This is a genomic window from Streptomyces sp. NPDC012935, assembly GCF_042900345.1.
In the GTDB taxonomy this organism is placed as follows: Bacteria; Actinomycetota; Actinomycetes; order Streptomycetales; family Streptomycetaceae; genus Streptomyces.
The window spans coordinates 20,283-43,331 of sequence record NZ_JBIBBC010000016.1 but is presented as its reverse complement, the minus strand read 5'-3'; the positions used below and the strand labels follow the sequence as shown (position 1 = coordinate 43,331).

General features: G+C 70.6%; 20 protein-coding genes. 11 read left to right on the top strand and 9 right to left on the bottom strand.

Annotated elements, in window-relative coordinates; genetic code table 11:
• Window positions 1-250: 250 nt before the first annotated feature.
• On the top strand, window positions 251-1,246 hold the full coding sequence (locus tag ACFY5C_RS31220) for a TAXI family TRAP transporter solute-binding subunit (RefSeq protein ID WP_389450362.1): 996 nt from the start codon (window positions 251-253) through the stop codon (window positions 1,244-1,246).
• A 125-nt stretch (window positions 1,247-1,371) separates the two neighbouring features.
• Here ACFY5C_RS31220 and ACFY5C_RS31215 read toward each other — a convergent pair whose 3' ends face one another.
• The gene (locus ACFY5C_RS31215) at window positions 1,372-2,766 is read right to left on the bottom strand and encodes an ATP-binding protein (RefSeq protein ID WP_389450359.1); all 1,395 of its coding nucleotides are present in this window, start codon (window positions 2,764-2,766) and stop codon (window positions 1,372-1,374) included.
• A 9-nt stretch (window positions 2,767-2,775) separates the two neighbouring features.
• Window positions 2,776-3,462: a response regulator transcription factor gene (locus ACFY5C_RS31210; RefSeq protein WP_389450356.1), complete on the bottom strand. Its 687-nt coding sequence runs from the start codon at window positions 3,460-3,462 to the stop codon at window positions 2,776-2,778.
• 286 nt (window positions 3,463-3,748) lie between these two features.
• Between ACFY5C_RS31210 and ACFY5C_RS31205 the strand changes: the two genes are divergently transcribed.
• From ACFY5C_RS31205 to ACFY5C_RS31170, 8 genes are all read left to right on the top strand, one after another.
• On the top strand, window positions 3,749-4,525 hold the full coding sequence (locus tag ACFY5C_RS31205) for an amino acid ABC transporter ATP-binding protein (protein ID WP_389450353.1): 777 nt from the start codon (window positions 3,749-3,751) through the stop codon (window positions 4,523-4,525).
• A gap of 119 nt (window positions 4,526-4,644) precedes the next feature.
• The gene (locus ACFY5C_RS31200) at window positions 4,645-5,487 is read left to right on the top strand and encodes a glutamate ABC transporter substrate-binding protein (RefSeq protein WP_389450350.1); all 843 of its coding nucleotides are present in this window, start codon (window positions 4,645-4,647) and stop codon (window positions 5,485-5,487) included.
• 96 nt (window positions 5,488-5,583) lie between these two features.
• On the top strand, window positions 5,584-6,258 hold the full coding sequence (locus ACFY5C_RS31195) for an amino acid ABC transporter permease (RefSeq protein ID WP_389450347.1): 675 nt from the start codon (window positions 5,584-5,586) through the stop codon (window positions 6,256-6,258).
• Window positions 6,255-7,187 carry an amino acid ABC transporter permease gene (locus tag ACFY5C_RS31190; RefSeq protein ID WP_389450344.1) on the top strand — a complete coding sequence of 311 codons (933 nt, stop codon included), beginning with the start codon at window positions 6,255-6,257 and terminating at the stop codon, window positions 7,185-7,187. Before ACFY5C_RS31195 ends, ACFY5C_RS31190 begins: the two co-directional genes overlap by 4 nt.
• 177 nt (window positions 7,188-7,364) lie before the next feature.
• Entirely contained in the window at window positions 7,365-9,032 is a 1,668-nt protein-coding gene (locus tag ACFY5C_RS31185) for an FAD-dependent monooxygenase (protein WP_389450341.1), read from the top strand.
• 43 nt (window positions 9,033-9,075) lie between these two features.
• Entirely contained in the window at window positions 9,076-9,282 is a 207-nt protein-coding gene (locus ACFY5C_RS31180; protein ID WP_389450338.1) for a putative leader peptide, read from the top strand.
• A gap of 91 nt (window positions 9,283-9,373) precedes the next feature.
• Window positions 9,374-9,946 (top strand): cysteine dioxygenase, encoded by a 573-nt coding sequence (locus tag ACFY5C_RS31175; RefSeq protein WP_389450336.1) that lies wholly within the window; start codon window positions 9,374-9,376, stop codon window positions 9,944-9,946.
• Window positions 9,947-10,077: 131 nt separating this feature from the next.
• Complete coding sequence (locus ACFY5C_RS31170; protein ID WP_389450333.1) at window positions 10,078-10,512, top strand: rhodanese-like domain-containing protein; 435 nt, start codon at window positions 10,078-10,080, stop codon at window positions 10,510-10,512.
• Window positions 10,513-10,621: 109 nt separating this feature from the next.
• On the opposite strand, the gene recX is transcribed toward ACFY5C_RS31170, so the two are convergent.
• The 4 genes from recX to ACFY5C_RS31150 form a co-directional block, all read right to left on the bottom strand.
• Window positions 10,622-11,572, bottom strand: a complete 951-nt coding sequence (gene recX, locus ACFY5C_RS31165) for a recombination regulator RecX (protein ID WP_389450330.1) — start codon at window positions 11,570-11,572, stop codon at window positions 10,622-10,624.
• A gap of 8 nt (window positions 11,573-11,580) precedes the next feature.
• On the bottom strand, window positions 11,581-12,708 hold the full coding sequence (gene recA / locus ACFY5C_RS31160) for a recombinase RecA (RefSeq protein WP_389450327.1): 1,128 nt from the start codon (window positions 12,706-12,708) through the stop codon (window positions 11,581-11,583).
• A gap of 342 nt (window positions 12,709-13,050) precedes the next feature.
• Window positions 13,051-14,328, bottom strand: a complete 1,278-nt coding sequence (locus ACFY5C_RS31155) for an AI-2E family transporter (protein ID WP_389450324.1) — start codon at window positions 14,326-14,328, stop codon at window positions 13,051-13,053.
• Between the two features lie 60 nt (window positions 14,329-14,388).
• A complete protein-coding gene (locus ACFY5C_RS31150) occupies window positions 14,389-14,583 on the bottom strand; it encodes a DUF3046 domain-containing protein (protein ID WP_389450321.1) in 195 nt (64 codons plus the stop codon).
• Window positions 14,584-14,663: 80 nt separating this feature from the next.
• Between ACFY5C_RS31150 and ACFY5C_RS31145 the strand changes: the two genes are divergently transcribed.
• Window positions 14,664-15,608, top strand: coding sequence for a hypothetical protein (locus ACFY5C_RS31145; RefSeq protein ID WP_389450318.1), 945 nt, complete (start codon window positions 14,664-14,666; stop codon window positions 15,606-15,608).
• A 6-nt stretch (window positions 15,609-15,614) separates the two neighbouring features.
• Here the strand turns inward: ACFY5C_RS31145 and ACFY5C_RS31140 are convergent, their stop codons facing one another.
• From ACFY5C_RS31140 to ACFY5C_RS31130, 3 genes are read right to left on the bottom strand one after another with little or no spacing between them, the layout of a single operon-like run.
• Window positions 15,615-15,923 carry an AzlD domain-containing protein gene (locus ACFY5C_RS31140; RefSeq protein ID WP_389450315.1) on the bottom strand — a complete coding sequence of 103 codons (309 nt, stop codon included), beginning with the start codon at window positions 15,921-15,923 and terminating at the stop codon, window positions 15,615-15,617.
• A complete protein-coding gene (locus ACFY5C_RS31135) occupies window positions 15,920-16,651 on the bottom strand; it encodes an AzlC family ABC transporter permease (protein ID WP_389450312.1) in 732 nt (243 codons plus the stop codon). Before ACFY5C_RS31135 ends, ACFY5C_RS31140 begins: the two co-directional genes overlap by 4 nt.
• 9 nt (window positions 16,652-16,660) lie before the next feature.
• A complete protein-coding gene (locus tag ACFY5C_RS31130) occupies window positions 16,661-17,512 on the bottom strand; it encodes an AraC family transcriptional regulator (RefSeq protein ID WP_389450309.1) in 852 nt (283 codons plus the stop codon).
• A gap of 349 nt (window positions 17,513-17,861) precedes the next feature.
• On the opposite strand from ACFY5C_RS31130, the gene ACFY5C_RS31125 reads away from it, so the two are divergent.
• Complete coding sequence (locus ACFY5C_RS31125) at window positions 17,862-22,853, top strand: ATP-dependent helicase (RefSeq protein WP_389450306.1); 4,992 nt, start codon at window positions 17,862-17,864, stop codon at window positions 22,851-22,853.
• Window positions 22,854-23,049: the final 196 nt, after the last annotated feature.

The window sequence follows — 23,049 nt, the reverse complement described above, 5'->3', positions numbered from 1 at the left end:
GGTCCCTACAGCCGGGGCCGCATCCGGGCCGGACCGTCCACGCCGCGGATGCGACCGCCCCCGACGGTGTCGACGCGGGCCGGAGGTAGAGGCCCCGGCTCCCCTGCCGCGGCCGCCCGCTGCGGGCCGCCTGCCCCTCCCTGCCGCGGCCGCCCGCTGCGGGCCGCCTGCCCTCCCTGCCCCCTCCGCGCCGTCCGGCTGTGACCCCTGCCCTGGTCAGCACCGCGTTCCGGCTGGCAGGATCGCGGACATGTCCAAGGCACTCACCCGCATCAGCAGGCGCCGGGCCCTGCAGGGCACGGCCGCCGGGCTCGTGACCCTCGGGTTGCTGCTGTGGTGGCTGCTGCCCCTCGGTGAGGAGACGCCGAGCGGGACGATCACGTTCAGTACGGGCACGCGCGCGGGGGTCTACCAGGAGTACGGCGAGCTTCTGCGCGAGGAGCTCGCCAAGGACATGCCGCAGCTGAAGGTGCGGCTGCTGACCAGCGCCGGGTCGCAGGAGAACGTCGAGCGGGTGGCGACCGGCAAGGCCGACTTCACGATCGCCGCCGCCGACGCGGTGGACACCTACCGGATCGACGGCAAGCCCGTCATGGACCGGCTGCGCGGCGTCGCCCGCCTGTACGACGACTACGTCCAGCTCGTAGTTCCGCCGGACTCGGACATCCGCTCGGTCGCCGACCTCAAGGGCAAGCGGGTGGCCATAGGACTGCCGAACTCGGGCGTGCGGCTGATCGCCACGCGGGTGCTGGAGGCCGCCGGCATCGACCCGGAGAAGGACATCACGCCCAGGTCGGACGGCATCGACACCGGGCCCAAGCGGCTGGGGCACGAGCTCGACGCGTTCTTCTGGTCGGGCGGGGTGCCCACGGGCGGGCTGGAGCAGATCGCCGAGACCTCCGCGTTCCGGTTCGTGCCAATCGACTCCGGCCTCGTGGCCAAGGTGCACGCCCAGGGCGACGCGGCCCACTTCTACCGGGCGACCAACATGCCGGAGTCGGCCTATCCGACCATCCAGAACGGCGACACGGTGCCCACGATCGCCGTTTCCAACCTGTTGATCACCCGCAAGGACATGGACCCCCGGCTCACCGAATGGCTGACCCGGACGGTGATCAAGAGTCGCGACGGCATCGGCGCCCACGTCCACTCCGCGCAACTCGTCGACCTGCGCACAGCGATCTACACCAACCCTCTGACCCTGCACGCCGGGGCTCGCAGTTACTACCGCTCGGTGAAGCCGTAGGGCTCCGCCTTTCGGGCGGCACCCCCTCAGGTCCCTGCACGACCACGGGAATCGGTCGCACTGCGGTACCCCTCCCGAGTCCCGAGTAGCAGGGAGCGTCCGAACGCCCGGCTCTGCCGGCCCAGCTAAGGCGTCGGCCCCGACCTGGGCACGGCCACCGTCACCCGCAACCCGTGCGGCTCATGACGGCCGTACGAGATCGAGCCCCCGCCCGCCGCGAGCAGCGCCTGCGAGATCGACAGGCCCAGGCCCGAGCCCTTGATGTTCTGGTGCCGTCCGCTGCGCCAGAAGCGGTCGCCGATGCGGGCGAGTTCCTCGTCGGTGAGGCCGGGGCCGTTGTCGGTCACCTCGATCGTCGAGGTACTGCCGTTGGACGTGACGGTCACCTCGACGCGCTCGTCCCTGGGCGTGAACTTGACCGCGTTGTCGATCACCGCGTCCAGCGCGCTGGACAGCGCCACCGGGTCGGCCCAGGCGGTGGTGGGCGGGCAGGTCCCCACCAGCCGGACGCCCTTTGCCTCGGCGGTCGGCGCCCAGGCCGCGACGCGCTCGGCGGTCAGCGCGCCGACGTCGGTCAGCCGGAGGTCGGCGGCGGTGTGCTCGGCCAGGGCCAGGTCGAGCAGGTCGTCCAGGACCTGCGCCAGGCGCTTGCCCTCGGCCTGCACCGAAGCGATCTCCTCATTGCCCTCCGGTAGCTCGAAAGCGAGCAGTTCGATGCGCAGCAGCAGCGCCGCGAGCGGGTTGCGCAGCTGGTGCGAGGCATCGGCGACGAAGGCGCGCTGCTGCTCCAGCACGTCCTCGACGTTGTCCGCCATCTCGTTGAACGACCGGGCCAGCCGGCGAAGTTCCGGCGGACCGCTGGCGACCGCGACCCGGGACTTCAGGCGGCCGCTCGCGATTTCGTGCGTGGTCACGTCCAGCACGCGCACCGGCCTGAGCACCCATCCGGTCAGCCTGAGGGCGGCCCCGACGGCCACCAGCATCGCGGCAGTCAGGCCCGCGCCGATGATCAGCCAGCCGTGCAGGATCCGCGAACGCATCTGTCCGGTGGGCGAGTCGGTGACCACGACCGCGACGACATCACCGTCCCGGATGACGGGCGAGGCGATCACGAGCCGGTTGCGCTGCCAGGGCCACACCTGCTTGGGGTCGTGACTGCGCCGGCTCAGCAGCGACTCCTCGAAGGCGTCGCGCTCCTCGCCGGTCTCGGGCAGGAACCACGTGGTCGGCCCGTTGGCCAGCGGCGTGTCGTTGGGCAGGAAGACGCCGGCGCGAATGCCGTAGACCTCGTAGTAGCTCTCGAGTTCCCGGCTGAGGATGCGCAGCTCGTCGCGGGATCCGGAGGTGGCGGTATCGGCGGCGGGCCGTGCGATGGCCGCGAAGTACGCGGTGTCGTCAATGCGATCGACGACCAGCTTCTGCTGCTGGGCCGCGGCCAGACTGACGGCGAGCGGTACGCCGAGGGCTAGCAGGACGGCCGCCATCAGGACGATCAGCAGCGGGAGAAGACGAGTGCGCACCCTTGCCCGCTACGAGACCGGGGCGACGAGTCGGTAGCCGACGCCGCGTACGGTCTCGATCAGCGCCGGCATGCGCAGCTTTGCGCGCAGGGACGCCACATGCACCTCAAGAGTGCGCCCGGTCCCCTCCCAGCTCGTGCGCCACACCTCGCTGATGATCTGCTCCCGCCGGAAGACCACGCCGGGGCGCTGGGCGAGGAGGGCGAGAAGATCGAACTCCTTGCGGGTCAGTTGGATTACCGAACCGTCGACGCTCACCTGGCGGGTGTGCAGTTCGATGTGTACGGCTCCCAGGCGCAGCACGCCGTCGCTGCCCGTCCCAGTGTCCTCCTGAACGGTGCGCCGGCTGACGGCGTGGATCCTGGCGAGCAGCTCTCCGGTGTCGTACGGCTTCACCACATAGTCGTCGGCACCGAGGTTGAGCCCATGAATACGCGAACGGACGTCCGAGCGGGCGGTGACCATGATCACCGGGGTGCTGGTGCGTTTGCGGATCTTGCCGCAGACCTCGTATCCGTCCTGGTCGGGCAGGCCGAGGTCGAGGAGGACGACGCCGAAGCCGTTGCCCTCGGGGACGAGCGCCTGGAGGGCCTCCTCGCCGCTGCGCGCGTGAGTGACGTCGAAACCGTGACGTGCCAGGACCGCGGACAGCGCGGCGGCGACGTGGTTGTCGTCCTCGACGAGGAGCAGTCTCATCCCGGCCTCCTTCGGTTCATCGGACGTACGATTCGGACAGGTACACAGTGCGTGCACGCGCGCGTGCACCAAGGAAGTCACGCTGATGGACGAGGACGCCGTCAAGTGGGTTCCGGTTGCTCGCGGCTTCCGTTATCCAGCCGGTACGCACCCAGGTCGCAAGTGCTACGACATGTGTCCGATTGCTATCGGATCGTGATGCTCAGATTCCCCTCAGAACTAATGACGCAGGTCGGATACGGTTACTACTGTCCTCCGAAACCGAGGAGGACGGAGCCTGAGAGCGATGACCGAAGTATCGGTGGCCAAGGAAGATGTGGCCGCGACCGGCGACCTGGTCGTCCTGAAGAACGTGAACAAGCACTTTGGCGCGTTGCACGTGCTCCAGGACATCGACCTGACGATCGCCCGCGGTGAGGTCGTCGTGGTCATCGGACCCTCCGGGTCCGGGAAGTCCACCCTGTGCCGCACCATCAACCGCCTCGAGACGATCGACTCCGGCGCGATCGCCATCGACGGCAAGCCGCTGCCCGCTGAGGGCAAGGCGCTGGCCAAGCTGCGTGCCGACGTCGGAATGGTCTTCCAGTCCTTCAACCTTTTCGCGCACAAGACCGTGCTCGAGAACGTGATGCTGGGACAGATCAAGGTCCGCAAGGCGGACAAGAAGGCCGCCGAGGACAAGGCCCGCGCCCTGCTCGACCGGGTGGGTGTGGCCAGCCAGGCGGACAAGTACCCTGCTCAGCTCTCCGGCGGCCAGCAGCAGCGTGTGGCCATCGCCCGAGCGCTGGCCATGGACCCCAAGGTCATGCTCTTCGACGAGCCGACGTCGGCTCTCGACCCGGAGATGATCAACGAGGTCCTGGAGGTCATGCAGCAGCTCGCCCGGGACGGCATGACCATGATCGTCGTCACCCATGAGATGGGCTTCGCCCGTTCGGCCGCCAACCGGGTGGTGTTCATGGCGGACGGCAAGATCGTCGAAGAAGCTGTGCCGGACCAGTTCTTCAGCAACCCGCGCAGCGACCGCGCAAAGGACTTCCTGTCCAAGATCCTGCACCACTGACGGATCCCGCCCCCTGACGGATCCCGCACCACTGACGGACTGCGTCTCGCAGCCGACGACCTGCGTCAACCGCCGCACCTGACGGCACGCATCTCTTCTTCACACAAAGGATGTTCACCATGAAGCTCCGCAAGGTCTCCGCCGCGGCCGCCGCTGCAGTCGTCCTCGCTCTCACCGCCACCGCTTGTGGTGGTGACGGCGACAGCGACAGCGGGTCGGGCTCCGGGGGCGGCGACAAGATCAAGATCGGCATCAAGTACGACCAGCCCGGTCTGGGCCTGAAGGAGCCCGACGGCACCTTCTCCGGTTTCGACGTCGACGTCGCCACGTACGTGGCGAAGGAGCTCGGCTACGAGCCCGACCAGATCGAGTTCGTCGAGACGAAGAGCGCCGACCGCGAGAACGCGCTCGCCCGTGGCGACGTGAAGCTCATCGCGGCGACGTACTCGATCACCGACGAGCGCAAGGAGAAGGTCGACTTCGCCGGGCCGTACCTGCTGGCCCACCAGGACCTGCTGATCAAGACCGACTCGGACATCTCCGAGGCCACTGACCTGAACGGCAAGAACCTGTGCTCGGTCACCGGTTCCACCTCGGCGCAGAACGTCAAGAAGGACTTCGCCCCGAAGGCCAACCTGAAGGAGACCGGCGGCTACTCGGAGTGCATTGCCGGTCTGCAGAGCGGTTCCGTGGACGCCCTGACCACGGATGACTCGATCCTCGCCGGCTACGCCGCGCAGGAGCAGTACAAGGGCAAGTTCAAGCTTGCCGGTCTGAAGCTGAGCAACGAGAACTACGGCATCGGTGTGAAGAAGGGCGACACCGAGACCGTCAACAAGGTCAACGCCGCCTTGGAGAAGATGGTCCAGGACAAGTCCTGGGACAAGGCGGTCAAGGAGAACTTCGGTCCGGCCTCTTACAAGAACGAGCCCGCGCCGAAGATCGGCGTCATCGTCCAGTAGCGCAAGGCTCCACCGGCGCGCCGCCGTCCACCGCGATCAGGGCGGCGGCGCGCCGCGCTATCCACGTTCGCCACCCACCCGGAAGCGCGGGAGATCGTGTTCGATTTTCTTTCTGACTACAACGACCCGACCCTGTTGGGTGCCTTCTGGATGACGGTGAAGCTCACGTTCTTCTCCGCCATCGGTTCCATGATCCTCGGCACTGTCCTGGCCGCGATGCGGGTCAGCCCGGTTCCGCTCATGCGCGGGTTCGGCACGGCCTATGTGAACATCGTCCGGAACATCCCCCTGACGGTCATCATCATCTTCACCTCGCTCGGCCTCGCCGACATCTTCGGCGTGACGATGGGCGCCTCCGACTTCGGCGTCCGGGGCTTCCGCCTGGCGATTCTCGGCTTCGTCGCCTACACCGCGGCCTTCGTCTGCGAGGCGATTCGTTCCGGTATCAACACCGTGCCGCTCGGCCAGGCCGAGGCGGCCCGGGCCATCGGGCTGACCTTCAGTCAGACTCTCCGGCTGATCATCCTGCCGCAGGCCCTCCGCTCGGTCATCGGCCCGCTGGCCAACGTGTTGATCGCCCTGACCAAGAACACCACCGTGGCGGCCGCGATCGGCGTGGCGGAGGCCGCCTACCTGATGAAGGAAATGATCGAGAACGAGGCTGAGGTGGTGCTCATCGCCGCGGTCTTCGCCTTCGGTTTCGTGGTATTGACCCTGCCCACCGGCCTCTTCCTCGGTTGGCTGAGCAAGCGACTGGCGGTGAAGCGATGAGCTCCGTTCTCTACGACGCTCCGGGCCCCCGCGCCAAGCGGCGCAATGCGTTCATCTCTGTGGTCTTCTTCGCCCTGCTCGCCCTGCTCGTGTGGTTCATCTGGGACACCATGGACGAAGAGGGCCAGCTGGAGTGGGCCCTGTGGAAGCCGTTCACCGAGTCGCAGGCCTGGACCACCTATCTGCTGCCGGGTCTCGCCAACACACTGAAGGCAGCGGCCCTGGCGATGGTGATCGCCCTTCCGCTGGGCGCCTTCTTCGGCATCGCGCGCCTCTCCGACCACTGGTGGGTACGGTTGCCGGCCGCGTGGGTGGTCGAGTTCTTCCGGGCGATCCCGGTCCTGCTGCTGATGCTGTTCGCCAACGAGTTCTACGACCGCTGGACGAACGTCAGCAGCGAGCAGCGGCCTCTGTACGCGGTCGTCACCGGCCTGGTGCTCTACAACGCGTCCGTCCTGGCCGAGGTCGTACGGGCCGGCATCCTCTCGCTGCCCAAGGGTCAGTCGGAAGCCGCCATGGCGGTCGGCCTGCGCAAGAGCCAGACGATGAGGAGCATCCTGCTGCCACAGGCCGTCACGGCCATGCTGCCGGCCATCGTCAGCCAGCTCGTGGTCATCGTGAAGGACACCGCGCTGGGCGGCGTGATGATCGGGTTCACCGAGCTCCTCACCGCACGCCAGACCCTGTCCGCCTTCTACGCCAACGTCATCCCCAGCTTCATCGTGGTGGCGATCGTCTACATCATCCTCAACTTCATCCTCACCAGCTTCGCGAGCTGGCTGGAGAAGAGGCTGCGACGCAGCAAGCGGAGCACGGGCGCGGTCCTCAGCGCCGAGGACATGGAGGAGCTCAACCCGGCGGCGACGGGTGGCACCTTCGGGACCGGCGGCGAAGGCGGCGGTCTCCCGGGCGGTAAGACCTACACCTGACGAACAATCAAATAGCACGAACAGCACGGAGGGCGGTGGCGTGATCGCCACTGCCCTCCGTCACTTGACGCAAGCACCGGCAATGGGTTGCATACGTTCTGTGATCGTGCACCCTGCTCCAACTTTCTGTTCACTCGCGTCCCTCGGGACACCGCTGCGGGCAGGGGGCGCCGCGCCGTGGACCCGGTGATCATCGTCGGAGCGGGCCCCGTGGGGCTCACGCTCGCCCTGGCCCTGGCCCGTCAGGAGGTGCCGTCCGTCGTTCTCGACGAGGGACCCGGCAAGGACGAACCCCGCCTCGCGCGCACCGTCGTCCTGCGCGAGGACACCACCGCCCTCATGGAGCGCCTGACGGGTGCGCCCGTCGCCGAAGCCGGAGCCCGCTGGGCCGGATGGCGGGCAATGCGGCGCAAGCAGGTGATGCGCGAGGTCACGTTCGACGACGCGGCGGGCGAGCCCGAGGGCGTCACGAACCCCGCCCCCCTGCACATCGCCCAGCATGTGCTGACCGGCGCCCTGCGCGCGGCCCTCGAAGGCGAACCTCTCGTCAAGGTCGCCGTGGACAGCCGCGTGGACGCTGTCGAGCAGGAGCCGTCGGGTGTCACCGTCCACACCCGCGGCCCCAAGGGCACCTGGTGGCGGGGCAGTTACCTGGTCGGCTGCGACGGCCCCCGCTCGACCGTGCGCAAACTCCAGGACATCCGCTTTCCCGGCCGTACGGCGGTGGAGCGACACGCCGTGGCCGCGCTGCGCGCGGAACTTCCGTGGGACGGTCAGGCGTTGCTTCATCGGATGCCGCCGTGGCGGACGTCCGGACCTTCGGCCGGGGAGGTGACCGGACGACCGCTCACGGACGGGGTGTGGCGCCTGGACTGGTTGCTGCCGCCGGGCAAGGACCTGGTCACGCCCGAGCTTCTGGTGGCACGCATCCGGGAGACGCTGGCCGGCTGGACCGGTGGGCCGACACCGCCGTACGAGCTCCTCGACACCGGGGTTCACACGGTCCACCACCGCCTGGCCCGCCGCTGGCGCGTGGGCCGCGTCTTTCTCGCCGGGGACGCGGCGCACTGCCTCGGCACGCTCGGCACGCACGGACTCGACGAGGGACTGCGGGACGCCGACAACCTTGCCTGGAAGCTGGCACCGGCCTGGCACCACGGGCCGCACGAGGCACTGCTCGACAGCTACCAGGCGGAGCGACGCGCTGTCGTCGCCGCCAGGCTGCGCGCCGCCGACCAGGCGCTGCCGCTGCTGCGCGGCGGCGGTGGGCTGCGCGCCTACGTCCCCGGCTCCGCCCGGGGTCATGACGCGCTGCTGATGGACGGCCACCTGGGGCACGGCGCGATCGGCGCGCTGGGGACGTACGCCGACTCGCCGCTCGCGCCGGGGCCCCTGGAGGGGGAGGTCCCGGTGCACACGCCGCGCGGTGCACCGGTCGTGGATGTGCGGGTCACGGCGGAGGACGGCTCCTTCGTACAGCTGCGCGACCGGCTCGGGCGCGGCGCACTGCTGGTCCTGCTGATCGCGCCGGGCACGGGCGTCTGGGAGCGCAAGCACTGGGCGACGGCCGGGATCATGCCTCGGCTGGCGGCCGCGGTGACGGCACTGCCGTACCGGGCCGAGTTGCTGGTCGCGGAGGCCTACCCGGGGGCGGCCGCGCATTCGGTCCTGCTGGTGCGACCCGACGGACATCTGGTGACGGCCTTGAGCGGAGTGCGGCCGACCGATCTGTACGCGGCGGCCGAGGCGGCGCTGGGCGGACCGGCCAGGGCGCAGGTCGGGGCGGCTGAGGCGGGGGCCGCGGAGACGGCGGCGGAGGCCGGCGCTGCGGCCGGCTCGCGCTGACCTCGAAGGGAACGAGCGCTGACCCTGCCGTAGGGAACTCGCGATGCCCCTGCCGTACGGAACCGGTCTTCACCGGACCAGAAAGCAGCACTCGCTGTCACTGTGCGGTCCGCATAGTGACAGTGAGTTGACCGGCCTGCACCGGCGTGGTGTACTCCGGATCGTGACCGACACCTGTGTGCGCCTGTGGCGGAGGGTCCATATGGACCTCGTCCGCTATGCGGGCTGCGTGTGTCGCCCGTCCTGCTGAACTCGCATCCCCTACTCCCGCGCGCGCCACTCCTGACTTTGTAGCCCGTGCTGTCGCGCGCTCTTCGCGAACTCTCTTCAGGACGGTGCCCGTGTCCGTACCCTCTGCCGCCTCCGCTACCTCCGTTGCCGCGTCCAAGCCCGGCGCCAAGTCGAAGCCCGCGCCGGTCTCCGTGCCAACGCAGGCGGACCTTCTCGACTTCGTACGACGTACGGCCGCCGACACCGAGTTGGTCGCCTCGCTCCCGCTCGACCCCGAGGGCCGTACGTGGGTACGCCTCGAGGGCCCCGGCGGCAGCGAGGCCTGGCTGATCGGCTGGCCGCCCGGGACTGGCACCGGCTGGCACGACCACGCCGACTCGGCCGGCGCCTTCGTGACGGCGGCCGGTGAGCTCAAGGAGAACTCGCTCGCCGTCCGCCTCCCCGCCGATGGCTGGAAGACGCTGGAACTGACGGACGACGTCGACCGGGAGCGGCGACTCGCCGCCGGAAAGGGCCGCTCCTTCGGCCACCACCATGTGCACGAGGTGCTCAACGAGTCCCCCGACCGGCATGCGATCTCCGTTCACGCCTACTACCCACCCCTGCCTCAGATCCGCCGCTTCAGCCGCAATGGGCCGATCCTGCGCCTGGAGCAGGTGGAGCGTCCGGAGGACTGGCAGTGAGCCGGGCGGCCGGAGGCGAACCTGTGGTGCATGGTTCGAGCGAACGGCAGGTTGGCAGCGGGGAGTTGAAGGCGAGTGCCAGGGGCGGCGTGAGCGAGTTGCCGGCCGGTGGGGGCGAGTGGGAGACAGGCGTGGGTGACGTGGTTGGACGCGGCGTGGACGAACGGCCCGTCGGCATCGACGAGTTGCTGGAGCGGGTGCGTGCGGGCTTCGAGCGGATCGCGCCTCGGGAGGCGTACGAGGCCGCTCGGGGCGGCGATGCTCTGCTGGTCGACATCCGGTACGCGGCCCTGCGGGAGCGGGACGGTCTGATCCCCGGCGCGCTCGTCGTCGAGCGCAACGAGCTGGAGTGGCGTCTCGACCCGCAGGGCAGCCACCGCGCCGCCGAGGCCACCGGTCACGGCCTGCGCGTCGTGGTGATCTGCAACGAAGGCTACGCGTCCAGCCTGGCGGCCGAGTCGCTACGACGACTGGGCCTGAGCCGGGCCACCGACCTGGTCGGCGGGTTCCAGGCATGGCGGGCGGCCGGGCTTCCGGTGGCGTCGGGAGCAGGGGCGGAGGTCTAGGCCGGCGATCCCGGCCCGAACGCGATCGGCGCCCCCGCGCGTCCACCGTGTCCGGCGCCGGAATCCCGCGGTCGCGAGCCCTCGCCCGCTTCCGGGCCCCTGTCCGGGGTCAGAATCCCTCGCCCTCGAGGAACTCCGTGTCCTCGCCCTCCTCCTCCAGTGCCTGCCGGACCACCCGTAGGGCCATGCCCTCGGGATAGCCCTTGCGGGCGAGCATGCCCGCGAGACGGCGCAGGCGTTTGTCGCGCTCGAGGCCGCGCGTGGAACGCAGCTTGCGGGCGACGAGTTCGCGTGCGGTCGTCTCCTCCTGCTCGGAGTCGAGCTGGGAAACGGCCGCGTCGATCAGTGTGGAGTCGACGCCCTTGGTGCGCAGTTCCTGGGCGAGCGCGCGGCGGGCGAGACCCCGGCCATGGTGCCGGGACTCCACCCAGGCGTCCGCGAACGCACCGTCGTTGATGAGGCCGACCTCCTCGAACCTCGACAGCACCTCCTCGGCGGCATCGTCCGGGATCTCCCGCTTGCGCAGGGCGTCCGCGAGTTGCTTCCGCGTCCGCGGGGTCCCGGTGAGCAGGCGTAGGCAGATCGCCCGCGCCTGCTCCACCGGGTCCGCCGGGAGGTCCCCCTTCTCGGCCCTCGACAAGGAGGGGGCGCCTCCGTCTTCACCGGGCGACTCCCCGAAGTCGCGCCGACGGCGCCCCCGCCCCCCGGCTGAGCCGCCCTCACCACGCATCCTGCGGCCACCCCGGCGCGAACCTCCGCCGGAGTATCCACCGCCGTCCGCCGAGCCGCCCTCCCGCCGCTCGCCGCTGCTCCGGATGCCTTCGCCCGGCCGGTCACCATCGCCCGGGATGCCCTTGCTCAGCCCGTCGTCGTACGGCCCTTTTATGCCGTACGACGCCGCACTGCCGTATCCCCCGTAACCGCCCCGAGCGGTTTCTCCGTCGTAGCTGCCCCGGTCCGCGTCTCCCCCGTGGCCGTCGCCGCCCCTGCCCCGCTCGTGCGGAACGTCGGGGTGGGCGGACTCGGCCCGGTCGGTTCGCCACGCTTTTGAATCAGGCACCGTACGGATCAGCTCTTGGCGGCCGCGGCCTTGGTCTTGGCCGTCTTGGTCGCCGCCGGAGCAGGCACGGTCTTCGCGGCGTCGTCCGTCGTGGCGGCGACCGCGGCGTCCGCGCCCGGCTCGGCAGCCGGCTCCTCGGGCCGCACGCCGACGCCCAGCTTCTCCTTGATCTTCTTCTCGATCTCGTTGGCCAAGTCGGGGTTGTCCTTCAGGAAGTTACGCGCGTTCTCCTTGCCCTGGCCGAGCTGGTCGCCCTCGTACGTGTACCAGGCGCCGGCCTTGCGGACGAAGCCGTGCTCCACGCCCATGTCGATCAGGCCGCCCTCGCGGCTGATGCCCTGGCCGTAGAGGATGTCGAACTCCGCCTGCTTGAAGGGCGGTGCGACCTTGTTCTTGACGACCTTGCAGCGGGTGCGGTTGCCGACCGCGTCCGTGCCGTCCTTCAGGGTCTCGATGCGGCGGATGTCGATACGCACCGAGGCGTAGAACTTCAGCGCCCGGCCACCGGTCGTGGTCTCCGGGGAGCCGAACATCACGCCGATCTTCTCGCGGAGCTGGTTGATGAAGATCGCGGTGGTCTTCGACTGGTTGAGCGCGCTGGTGATCTTCCGCAGTGCCTGGCTCATCAGTCGGGCCTGCAGACCGACGTGGCTGTCGCCCATCTCGCCCTCGATCTCCGCGCGCGGGACGAGCGCGGCGACGGAGTCGATGACGATGAGGTCGAGGGCGCCGGAGCGGACCAGCATGTCCACGATCTCCAGGGCCTGCTCGCCGTTGTCGGGCTGAGAGAGAATCAGGTTGTCGATGTCGACGCCGAGCTTCTTCGCGTACTCGGGGTCGAGGGCGTGCTCCGCGTCCACGAAGGCGACCTGACCGCCGGCCTTCTGCGCGTTGGCCACCGCGTGCAGGGTCAGCGTGGTCTTACCGGAGGACTCCGGCCCGTACACCTCCACCACACGGCCGCGCGGCAGACCACCGACGCCGAGGGCGACGTCGAGCGCGGTCGACCCGGTGGGGATGACCTCGATGGGCTCGTTCGGCCGCTCGCCCAGGCGCATGACCGCGCCCTTGCCGAATTGCCGTTCAATCTGTGCGAGCGCGGCGTCCAGGGCCTTCTCGCGGTCGGTTCCTGCCATGGGTTCCACCCGATTTGCTTGAGTCGATCGCTTCACGTCAAAGACGCTAACGCCTGCCACTGACAATGGGCCCCGACGCCCGTCCGGCCTGTGGATAACTCGGTCACTTCTCCATCGAAACCGTGGCGAAATGCCCGCCGAGCGCCTCTACGCCGCCTCCATCAGAATGGATGTTCGATTTTCGTGTCAAGCGCACCACACGGCACCTACGAGACTACGTCCGCGGCCTGACACCGCTCCTGGCTTCCCGGCCAACAGCCCTGCCTCGAGGCGGACTGCCAGCCCAGCCACGGCGGCACTGCCCCCACTGCTCCTGCTGCCGCGCCTGGCGTCGGCCCCTCCTCAGGAGGAGTCCTCCCCGGGGTCCTCCGTCTTCGCCCCTGGCTCGGCCGCTCCCGGCCGCGGGGCCCACAGCGCCCGCGCGCGGGCGACCAGACCCCGCCCCGCTCCCCGTCCCCAGTGATGCCCGTGCACCCGGGGGTCGTCGGTGACGTCGTACCGCTTCACGTACGCCCCCAGGAACGCCTGCAGCGTGGCGACCGCCGGGATGGCGATCAGCGCGCCCACCGCGCCGAGGAGGGCGGTGCCCGCGACGACCGAACCGAAGGCGACCGCCGGGTGGATGTCGACGGTCTTCGAGGTCAGCTTGGGCTGCAGCACGTAGTTCTCGAACTGCTGGTAGATCACGACGAAGATCAGCACCCACAGCGCGTACCAGGGATCGACCGTAAAGGCGATCAGCATGGGCAGGGCGCCCGCGAGATACGTGCCGATGGTGGGGATGAACTGCGAGACCAGGCCGACCCACACGGCGAGCACGGGCGCGTACGGCACGTCCAGGCTCGCCAGCAGGATGTAGTGGGCCACGCCGGAGACGAGCGCCATCAGGCCGCGTGAGTACAGGTAGCCGCCGGTCTTGGTGACGGCGATCTCCCACGCGCGCAGCACCTCGGCCTGCCTGGCAGGCGGCAGTACGGAGCACAGCGCGCGGCGCAGTCGCGGGCCGTCCGCGGCGAAGTAGAACGAGAACAGCGTGATCGTCAGCAGTTGGAAGAGACCGCCGAGGACCTGGGCGGACACGGCCAGGACGCCGGTGGCGCTGTTCTGCACGTAGTTGCGCAGCCAGTCGGAACGGAGCAGGCCCTCCTGGACGTCCACGCGGCGCAGCTCGGTGTTGAAGTGCGCGTTGATCCAGTTGATGACGGAGTCGATGTAGTTCGGGAAGTCCTCGACGATCTTGATGATCTGGCCCGCGAGCATGGACCCCAGCAGGGTGACGAACCCGGCGGACACGATGATCACGGCAAGGAAGACGATGCCGGTGGCCAGTCCACGGCGCATGCCGCGCGCGGCCATCCAGCTCACCGCGGGCTCGATGGCGAGAGCCAGGAAGAACGCGATGAGGACGTTGATCAACAGTCCGGTGAGCTGGTGAAATGCCCAGCTGCCCAGCTGGAACGCGCCGATGAGCGCCAGCGCGAGCACCATGGCGCGCGGGAGCCAACGAGGCATGCGGGCGTTCGACCCGGCGTCGCCCTCACCCGGTGGTGGGGTGGGCGGCGTCGTGCCGAACGGGGATCCGTGCCGGGCGAGCTGCCCGGTCTCGTCAGTGCGTGCCACGGAGCAAGTGTCGCCCACACCACCGACAAACGGCTTCGGTCCTGCGATCTTCGTGACCGGTCAGCGCTTCTCACCCGGAACGTTCATGACGGCACACACCACACGCCACACGTCCTTCGCCTCCCAGCCGGCGTTCAGCGCCTCGTGCACCGTGCGCCCGCCGAGCTCCGTCATCACGTGATCTCGCGCGAAGGTATCGGCGTATCCCGGACCGAAGTGATCCGCCATCCGCTCCCAGAAGACCGTCAACCGCATGCGTCCAGTATCCCGCCCCTGAGGGTGGGCCTGCGCCGGGACCACTTGTCGAGACCGCTTTCCGTCCTACGGTCTGACGCATGCCCGAAACAGGAGCTTCCGCACTCCCCCCGACGCCCTCGACGCGCTCCCCGCTCTTCCGCGCCGAGCAGTTCGTCTGGCTCAGCGCGCGCGTGCTCGAGCAGCGTCTCTTCGCGTACCACTTCCTGAACGGTGCCGCCGACCCGGTGGAGACCGCGCTGGACGCCTACCGCAACGAGGACGGTGGGTACGGCCACGCGCTGGAGCCCGATCTGCGCGGCCCGGTCAGCCAGCCACTGCACACCGGTCACGCCCTGCACGTCCTGGACGCCATCGAGCGCTGCGGCGGACAGCGCGTGGATCGCGTCTGCCGCTACCTCACTTCGGTCTCCACGCCGGACGGTGCCCTCCCGGCGATCCATCCCAGCCAGCGCGGCTACCCCGCGGCCCCCTTCATGCCGATCGTGGACGCCGCACCCAGCTCGCTCCTGGCCACCGGACCGGTCGTGGGACTCCTGCACCGCAACGAGGTGTGGCACGCCTGGCTGTTCCGGGCCACGGACTTCTGCTGGCAGGCGGTCGAGTCCCTGGACAAGTCCCATCCGTACGAGATCGAGGCCGCCGTGGCCTTCCTGGACTCGGTTCCCGACCGCCCGCGCGCGGAGGCGGCCGCCGACCGCCTGGGCCGCCTCGTGCGCGAACAGCGCCTTGCGGCACTGGAGCCGGACAACCTCGACGCCTACCCGCCCTCCCACGGCTACGCCCCCGGCGAGCACCACTTCCCGCACGACTACGCGCGGACACCGCGCTCCTTCGCGCGCGCGTGGTTCACGGACGACGAGATGAGCCGCTCCCTCGATCACCTCGCCGGCGAGCAGCAGGAGGACGGCGGCTGGCCGATCCGTTGGCGCCAGTGGGCGCCGAGCATCGCTTCCGAGGCCCGTCCCATCGTGACGATGGAGGCACTGCGCACGCTTAGGGCGTACGGCCGCCACATCGGATGACGAGCCTCACCCGCCCATCGCGCGCACCCCTGCCGTCACCAGCACAGCCGCCGCGACGACAAGCAGGAACGGAGCCCGCAGGACGAGCGCCACGGCAGCCGCAGCGACTCCGGCCACCCTCGCGTCCAGCACCAGCGCCTGCCCGTCACCGAACGTCTGCTGAGCGGTGAGAGCGGCAAGGAGGGCAACGGGCAACAGGGCGGCAAGACGCCGTATGAGAGGCCTCTCCAAAGCACCCGCGGGCACGAGCAGCCCGACGAGCTTGACGCCGTAGCAGCCAAGGGCGGTGACCCCGATCGCAATCCAGGTGTTCACAGCTCCCCCTCCCGTACGTCTCCCCGACGCCGCCCCTGCGCCCACACCACGACCGGCGCCGCAAGGGCGGCAACCAGCACAGGCACACCCGCCGGCAGAACAGGCAACAACCCGAGCCCCAGCACCACGGCCAGTCCGGCGACAGCCCGCTCGGTCGCGGACTTCAGCATCGGCGCCAGCAGAGCCAGAAAGACAGCAGGCCCGGCCGCATCCAGCCCCCAGGCATCGGTGTCCCCCATGGCCTCCGCCCCGAGCGCACCGAGCAACGTGGTGAGGTTCCACAGCACGTACAGGCTGAGCCCCGTCACCACGAACCCGATCCGCGCACTGCGCCGAGTCGGCTGCGCCAGCGCGACTGCCGCCGTCTCGTCGATCACCCACTGAGCGGCGAACGGTCGCACCGCGCGCGTGAGGCTCAGCAAGTGCGACAACCGCAGCCCGTAAAAGGCATTGCGCACACCAAGGAAGAACGCACCCGCGGCCGCGGTCCACGGACCACCCCCGGCAGCAAGCGCGCCGACCAGCGCGAACTGCGACGCCCCCGTGAAGACCAGCAGGCTGAGCGCACAGGTCTGCAAGAGCGTGAGCCCACCACCGGCCGACGTCACCCCGAAAGCGAACCCGGACAACCCGACGGCGACTCCAACACCCAGGGCGTCCCGTACAACAACCCCGTCGGGCTTGCCTCCGTCGGCACGAAGGTCTTCAAGAGCTTTCTGTTCTGCCACACCGCGACGCTAGGACAGCCGCTCACCCACGTCTTGTACGTTCTTGCGCTCGCGCTGATAGGCCCCCGGCGGCACACCGACGATCCGGCTGAAGTGCCGATTCAGATGCGGCTGATCGGTGAACCCCACAGCAACGGCCGCCTCCGCCGGCGAGACCCCCGCATCCAGCATCCGCCGAGCCCGCCGCACCCGGGCATCGGTCAGCCACGTATGCGGCGGCATCCCGTACAGATCCCGGAACGCCCGCAGCAAGGCGAACGGACCGGTGCCGAGATCGACAGCCAGCCTCTCCAGGCTGGGCGGCTCAGCCATCCGCTGCTCCAGCACCTCACGCGCGCGTACCGCGACCCGAGCCCCGGCCGTCCGCACCTCCCGCTGCGGCAGAGCCCCACCGTTCAACCGCAGCAGCCGGGTCACGGCCACCCGAAGCAACGTATCGGCGGCCAGCGCATTCCCCTCATCCGCAGCCCGCAACACCTGATGCACCAACCCCACGGTGTACGCATCGTCGAGCACCGGCCTCACGAACCCCGGCGTCCCCCGAATAGCAGTGGTCTCTCCCGCGATCTCGGCCACCACCTCGGGCGACGGATAAACGGCCCCGTACTGCCACCCCTCCGGGACCCCCGCCCGCCCGGTATGCGGCGTATCCGGATTGACCAACGCAAGCGCACCGGCCCACGCGTACTGATCAGCACCCCGACAGTGAAAGACCTCCACACCGTCGGCGATGGCGGCGATCACAAAGTTCTCATGGGTATGCCGCACGAACGTCTTCCGCACGTACCGGGCCCGCAGCAGATCAACACCGGGCAGATCGGCGTACTGCCAGTGCCGCGCCCGCTCACCCGAACCTGCCATACCCTCATTCTCCGCGACGGCGAGGCACCGCCAACCGGCGCACCCCCACGGCCCAGCACCCGCGTACGGCGGCAAGGGGCCGTGCCGGGGTTGTCCGCCCGCAGCGGCGGGCGTCAGGAAACGGCTCCTCTTGAGGCACGGCAACCTCCCGACCGAGGACGGACACCCCCGGCACGGCCCCGCCCCACCCACCCACCCACCGCAGGCGCTACGCGAACCCCCACCGGACAGCGACCGGCCGCCGCAGGCATCCCGCCCCCACCGGAGGCATGGACGCACCGCCACCCCCGCCCCGCGCACATTTCCCCAGCTCAGCCGCATTGTCAGTCCCCGGGTGCAGGATGGACGCATGGTCAGCAACCCGCACCAAGCCCTAGCCGGCTTCTCCCCCGCCACCCGAGGCTGGTTCACGGGCGCATTCTCCGCGCCCACCGCAGCCCAGGCAGGCGCGTGGAAGGCCATCCACGAGGGCTCGGACGTGCTGGTCGTAGCCCCCACCGGCTCCGGCAAGACCCTGGCAGCCTTCCTCGCCGCCCTGGACCAGCTGGCCGCCACACCCCCGCCGGCCGACCCCAAGAAGCGCTGCCGAGTCCTCTACGTCTCCCCCCTCAAGGCCCTCGCCGTCGACGTCGAGCGCAACCTCCGCAGCCCGCTGACCGGCATCCGTCAGGAATCCGTCCGTCTGGGCCTCCCCGAGCCCGAGGTGAAGGTCGGCATCCGCTCCGGCGACACCCCCGCCGCGGAGCGCCGAGCCCTGTCGACCCGCCCCCCGGACATCCTCATCACCACCCCCGAATCCCTCTTCCTGATGCTGACGTCAGCGACACGCGACGCCCTGACCGGCATCGAGACGGTGATCCTGGACGAGGTCCACGCGGTGGCGGGCACCAAGCGCGGCGCCCACCTCGCCCTCACCCTGGAGCGCCTGGACGAGCTGCTCCCGAGGCCGGCCCGCCGCATCGGCCTCTCCGCGACCGTCCGCCCGGTCGACGAGATCGCCCGCTACCTCTCCCCTCGCCGCAAGGTGGAGATCGTCCAGCCGAAGTCGGGCAAGGAGTTCGACCTCTCGGTCGTGGTCCCCGTCGAGGACCTGGGCGAGCTGGGCGGCTCCCCGGTAGCCGAGGGCTCCGAAGGCGCGGAACGCCCCTCGATCTGGCCCCACGTGGAGGAGCGGATCGCCGACCTGGTCCAGGCCCACCGCTCCACCATCGTCTTCGCCAACTCCCGCCGCCTGGCGGAACGGCTGTGCAACCGCCTCAACGAGATCGCCTACGAGCGGGCCACCGGCGAGCCCCTGGACGAGCACCACTCCCCGGCCGAGCTCATGGGCGGCTCGGGCGCGGCGCAGGGCGCACCCCCGGTCATCGCCCGCGCCCACCACGGCTCGGTCTCCAAGGAACAGCGCGCCCTGGTCGAGGAGGACCTCAAGGCAGGCCGCCTCCCCGCAGTCGTGGCCACGTCCAGCCTCGAGCTGGGCATCGACATGGGCGCAGTCGACCTCGTCGTCCAGGTCGAGTCACCGCCCTCCGTGGCTTCCGGTCTCCAGCGCGTGGGCCGCGCGGGACACCAGGTCGGCGCCGTCTCCACTGGTGTGGTCTTCCCGAAGTACCGCGGCGACCTCGTCCAGGCAGCCGTGGTCACCGAACGGATGCGCACCGGGTCCATCGAGTCCCTGAAGGTCCCCGCCAACCCCCTGGACGTCCTCGCCCAGCAAGTCGTTGCCATGACGGCGATGGACACCTGGCAGGTCGACGACCTCCTCGCCATGGTCCGCCGCGCCGCCCCCTTCGCGTCCCTCCCCGAATCCGCCTTCACCGCGGTCCTCGACATGCTCGCCGGCCGCTACCCGTCCGACGCCTTCGCCGAGCTCCGTCCGCGCGTGGTCTGGGACCGGGTCGCCGGCACGATCACCGGCCGCCCCGGCGCACAGCGCCTGGCCGTCACCTCCGGAGGCACCATCCCGGACCGCGGCCTGTTCGGTGTCTTCCTAGCCGGAGCTGACCCGAAGAAGGGCGGCGGCCGGGTCGGCGAGCTCGACGAGGAGATGGTCTACGAGTCCCGCGTCGGGGACGTCTTCACGCTCGGGACCTCTTCCTGGCGCATCGAGGACATCACCCGCGACCGCGTCCTGGTCTCCCCCGCCCCGGGCGTACCGGGCCGCCTCCCCTTCTGGAAGGGCGACCAGCTGGGCCGCCCTCTCGAACTGGGCCGCGCGGTGGGCGCGTTCCTGCGCGAGGTCGGCTCGCTGCCCAAGGAGGACGCACGCCTGCGCCTCCTCACCGCAGGCCTGGACACCTGGGCTGCCGACAATGTCCTGTCCTACCTGGACGAGCAGCGCGAGGCCTGCGGCCACATCCCGGACGACCGCACGATCGTCGTCGAACGCTTCCGCGACGAACTCGGCGACTGGCGCGTCGTCGTTCACTCCCCCTTCGGCGCGCAGGTCCACGCCCCCTGGGCACTCGCCCTGGGCGCGAAGCTCTCCGAGCGGTACGGCATGGACGCGCAGGTCATGCACGCCGACGACGGCATCGTGCTGCGCCTGCCCGACGCCGACCTCATGGGCCTGGACCTGCTGGACCAGGAGCCGAGGAAGGCCGGCACGGAGTACGACGCAGACCAGGCGCCCGTCGGCGCGGCGGACGTCGTCTTCGACAAGGGCGACGTCGACCAGATGGTCACCGACCAGGTCGGCGGCTCGGCGCTGTTCGCGTCCCGCTTCCGCGAGTGCGCCGCCCGCGCGCTGCTACTGCCGCGCCGCAGCCCCGGCAAACGCACCCCGCTGTGGCAGCAGCGCCAGCGCGCCGCCCAACTGCTCGAGGTCGCCAGCGAGTTCGGCTCGTTCCCGATCGTCCTGGAGGCGGTCCGCGAATGCCTCCAGGACGTCTTCGACGTCCCCGGCCTGACCGAGCTGATGGGCGACCTCGAAGCCCGCAAGGTACGCCTCGTCGAGGTCACCACCCCAGAGCCCTCCCCGTTCGCGCGCTCCCTCCTCTTCGGGTACGTCGCCCAGTTCCTGTACGAGGGAGACTCCCCGCTCGCCGAGCGCCGCGCCGCCGCCCTGTCGCTGGACTCGCGTCTGCTGGCCGAGCTGCTCGGCCAGGCGGAACTGCGGGAGCTGCTCGACGCCGAGGTGCTGACCGAGCTGGAACAAGAGCTCCAGTGGCTCACCGAGGACCGCCGCGTCAAGGACGTCGAAGGCGTCGCGGACGTCCTTCGCCTCCTCGGCCCGCTCACGGACGCCGAGCTGGGCGAGCGCGGCGCCGAGCCGCACTGGGCCCAGGAGCTGGCCGGCGCCCGCCGCGCCATCAAGGTCCGCATCGCCGGCACGGACCACTGGGCGGCGATCGAGGACGCGGGCCGCCTGCGCGACGCGCTCGGCACGGCCCTGCCGGTCGGCGTCCCCGAAGCCTTCACCGAGCCGGTCAAGGACCCGCTCGGCGACCTCCTCGCCCGCTATGCCCGCACCCACGGCCCGTTCACGTCGGCCACCGCGGCGGCCCGCTTCGGCCTGGGCGCGGCGATCACCGACGGCGCCCTCCAGCGGCTGGCGGCGAGCGGACGGGTCGTACAAGGTGAGTTCCACCCAGCCGGCATCGGCCAGGAGTGGTGCGACGCCACGGTCCTGCGCCGCCTGCGCCGCCGCTCCCTCGCAGCCCTGCGCCACGAGCTGGAGCCGGTGCCGCCGGCCGCGCTCGCGCAGTTCCTGCCGCAGTGGCAGCACATCGGCAAGGGCCACGGGCTGCGCGGGATCGACGGACTGGTCCGCGCCATCGAGCAGTTGCAGGGCGCGTCCGTGCCCGCTTCCGCCCTGGAGAAGCTCGTCCTGCCGTCCCGCGTCGCGAACTACACCCCCGCGATGCTCGACGAACTCACCGCCGCCGGCGAGGTCGTCTGGGCCGGAGCAGGCTCACTCCCCGGCAAGGACGGCTGGGTGTCCCTCTACATGGCGGATGCCGCCCCGCTGCTCCTGCCACAGGCCCACCCGCTGGAACTTACTGCACTGCACCAGTCCGTCCTGGACGCCCTGTCCGGCGGCTACGGCCTCTTCTTCCGCCAGATCACCGACCAGGTCCGCGCCACCACGCACCCCGACGTCACCGACCCCCAGCTCGCCGACGCCCTCTGGGAGCTGGCCTGGTCCGGCCGCCTGACGAACGACACGCTCGCACCCATGCGCTCCCTGCTGGGCTCGGGCCGCACCGCGGGCTCCACGGCCCACCGCGCCAAGCGCACCGTCCCACGCGGACGCTACGGCTCCCTCACATCCGCCGCCCGCCCCGCGTCCCGAACCGGCCCGCCGACCGTCGCCGGCCGCTGGTCCCTGCTCCCGGCCCATGAGCCGGACCCCACCGTGCGAGCCCACGCCCTGGCCCGCGCGCTCCTCGACCGGCACGGCGTGGTGACCCGGGGAGCGGTCGCAGCGGAGGGCGTCGAAGGCGGCTTCTCGGCGACGTACCGCATCCTGTCCGCCTTCGAGGAGAGCGGCCAGGCGCGGCGTGGGTACGTCGTCGAGGGACTCGGCGCCGCGCAGTTCGCCATGGACGGTGCGGTGGACCGGCTGCGCGCGGTCGCCAACGCCCGCGAACGCGGCGAGGCCCTGCCCGGCCCCAGCAGCGCCGACACGGACGGCGCCCCCAACGGCCACGGCGGACCTGACAGCCGCGGCGCGCTCGACGTCTTCGGCACCCCTGGCGCCGACCAGGGCGACACTCCCGGGTGGGACAACCCCGACGGCACGCCCGCGTACGACATCCCCGACCTCGACCACGACTTCCTGGACGCCCACCTCGGTCCGGGCGACTACGTCTCGCCCCGCGATCTCGCCTCCCAGAGTGACCGCCGCACCCCACAAGGCCCCGCGTGGCACAACGGCGGCGCCCCATTCGGCCCCGGCCCCGGCCCCGGCCGCCCAGGCTCCGCTGCCGGCCACCGCCGCCCCGCTGTCGAGTCCCGAGCCGTCGTCCTCGCCGCCGCCGACCCGGCGAACGCGTACGGCGCCGCCCTCGCCTGGCCCGAGCCCCCGACCGGCGCCGGACACAAGCCGGGCCGCAAGGCGGGCTCCCTCGTCGTACTGGTCGACGGCGAGCTGACCCTCTACATGGAGCGCGGCGGCAAGACCCTGCTGGCCTGGCCATCGGCCCCGGACACCGAGCCCACCGACGACCCGCGCCTGCACACGGCAGCGCAGGCCCTCGCCGCAGCCGCCCGCGCGGGCTCCCTCGGCACCGTCACAGTGGAGCGCGTGAACGGCGCCGCGGCCCTGACCTCCCCCATAGGCACCCTCCTGGAAGGAGCGGGCTTCATCGCGACACCCCGAGGCCTACGCCTACGCGCCTGATCCGAGCCGCCGAGCGACAGGCGCCCCCGGCCGGCGACCCGGCGGCCTGCGCCGCCCCAGCCGCGGCCGAGCCACCGGCCCGAACCCAAGCCCGGACCACCAGCGCCAGCCCGGACCACCAGCGCCAGCCCCATCCTCCACCAGCCCCGGGCGGGCCCCGCGATCCGCCCCATCCCCACTCGCCCCCACCCCACTC

Coding starts and splice junctions, on each gene's coding strand:
- ACFY5C_RS31125 (WP_389450306.1), top strand. CDS start 17,862: ATGGTCAGCAACCCGCACCAAGCCCTAGCCGGCTTCTCCCCCGCCACC.
- ACFY5C_RS31130 (WP_389450309.1), bottom strand. CDS start 17,512: ATGGCAGGTTCGGGTGAGCGGGCGCGGCACTGGCAGTACGCCGATCTG.
- ACFY5C_RS31200 (WP_389450350.1), top strand. CDS start 4,645: ATGAAGCTCCGCAAGGTCTCCGCCGCGGCCGCCGCTGCAGTCGTCCTC.
- ACFY5C_RS31205 (WP_389450353.1), top strand. CDS start 3,749: ATGACCGAAGTATCGGTGGCCAAGGAAGATGTGGCCGCGACCGGCGAC.
- ACFY5C_RS31210 (WP_389450356.1), bottom strand. CDS start 3,462: ATGAGACTGCTCCTCGTCGAGGACGACAACCACGTCGCCGCCGCGCTG.
- recA (WP_389450327.1), bottom strand. CDS start 12,708: ATGGCAGGAACCGACCGCGAGAAGGCCCTGGACGCCGCGCTCGCACAG.
- ACFY5C_RS31220 (WP_389450362.1), top strand. CDS start 251: ATGTCCAAGGCACTCACCCGCATCAGCAGGCGCCGGGCCCTGCAGGGC.
- ACFY5C_RS31190 (WP_389450344.1), top strand. CDS start 6,255: ATGAGCTCCGTTCTCTACGACGCTCCGGGCCCCCGCGCCAAGCGGCGC.
- ACFY5C_RS31145 (WP_389450318.1), top strand. CDS start 14,664: ATGCCCGAAACAGGAGCTTCCGCACTCCCCCCGACGCCCTCGACGCGC.
- ACFY5C_RS31150 (WP_389450321.1), bottom strand. CDS start 14,583: ATGCGGTTGACGGTCTTCTGGGAGCGGATGGCGGATCACTTCGGTCCG.
- ACFY5C_RS31180 (WP_389450338.1), top strand. CDS start 9,076: ATGCCCCTGCCGTACGGAACCGGTCTTCACCGGACCAGAAAGCAGCAC.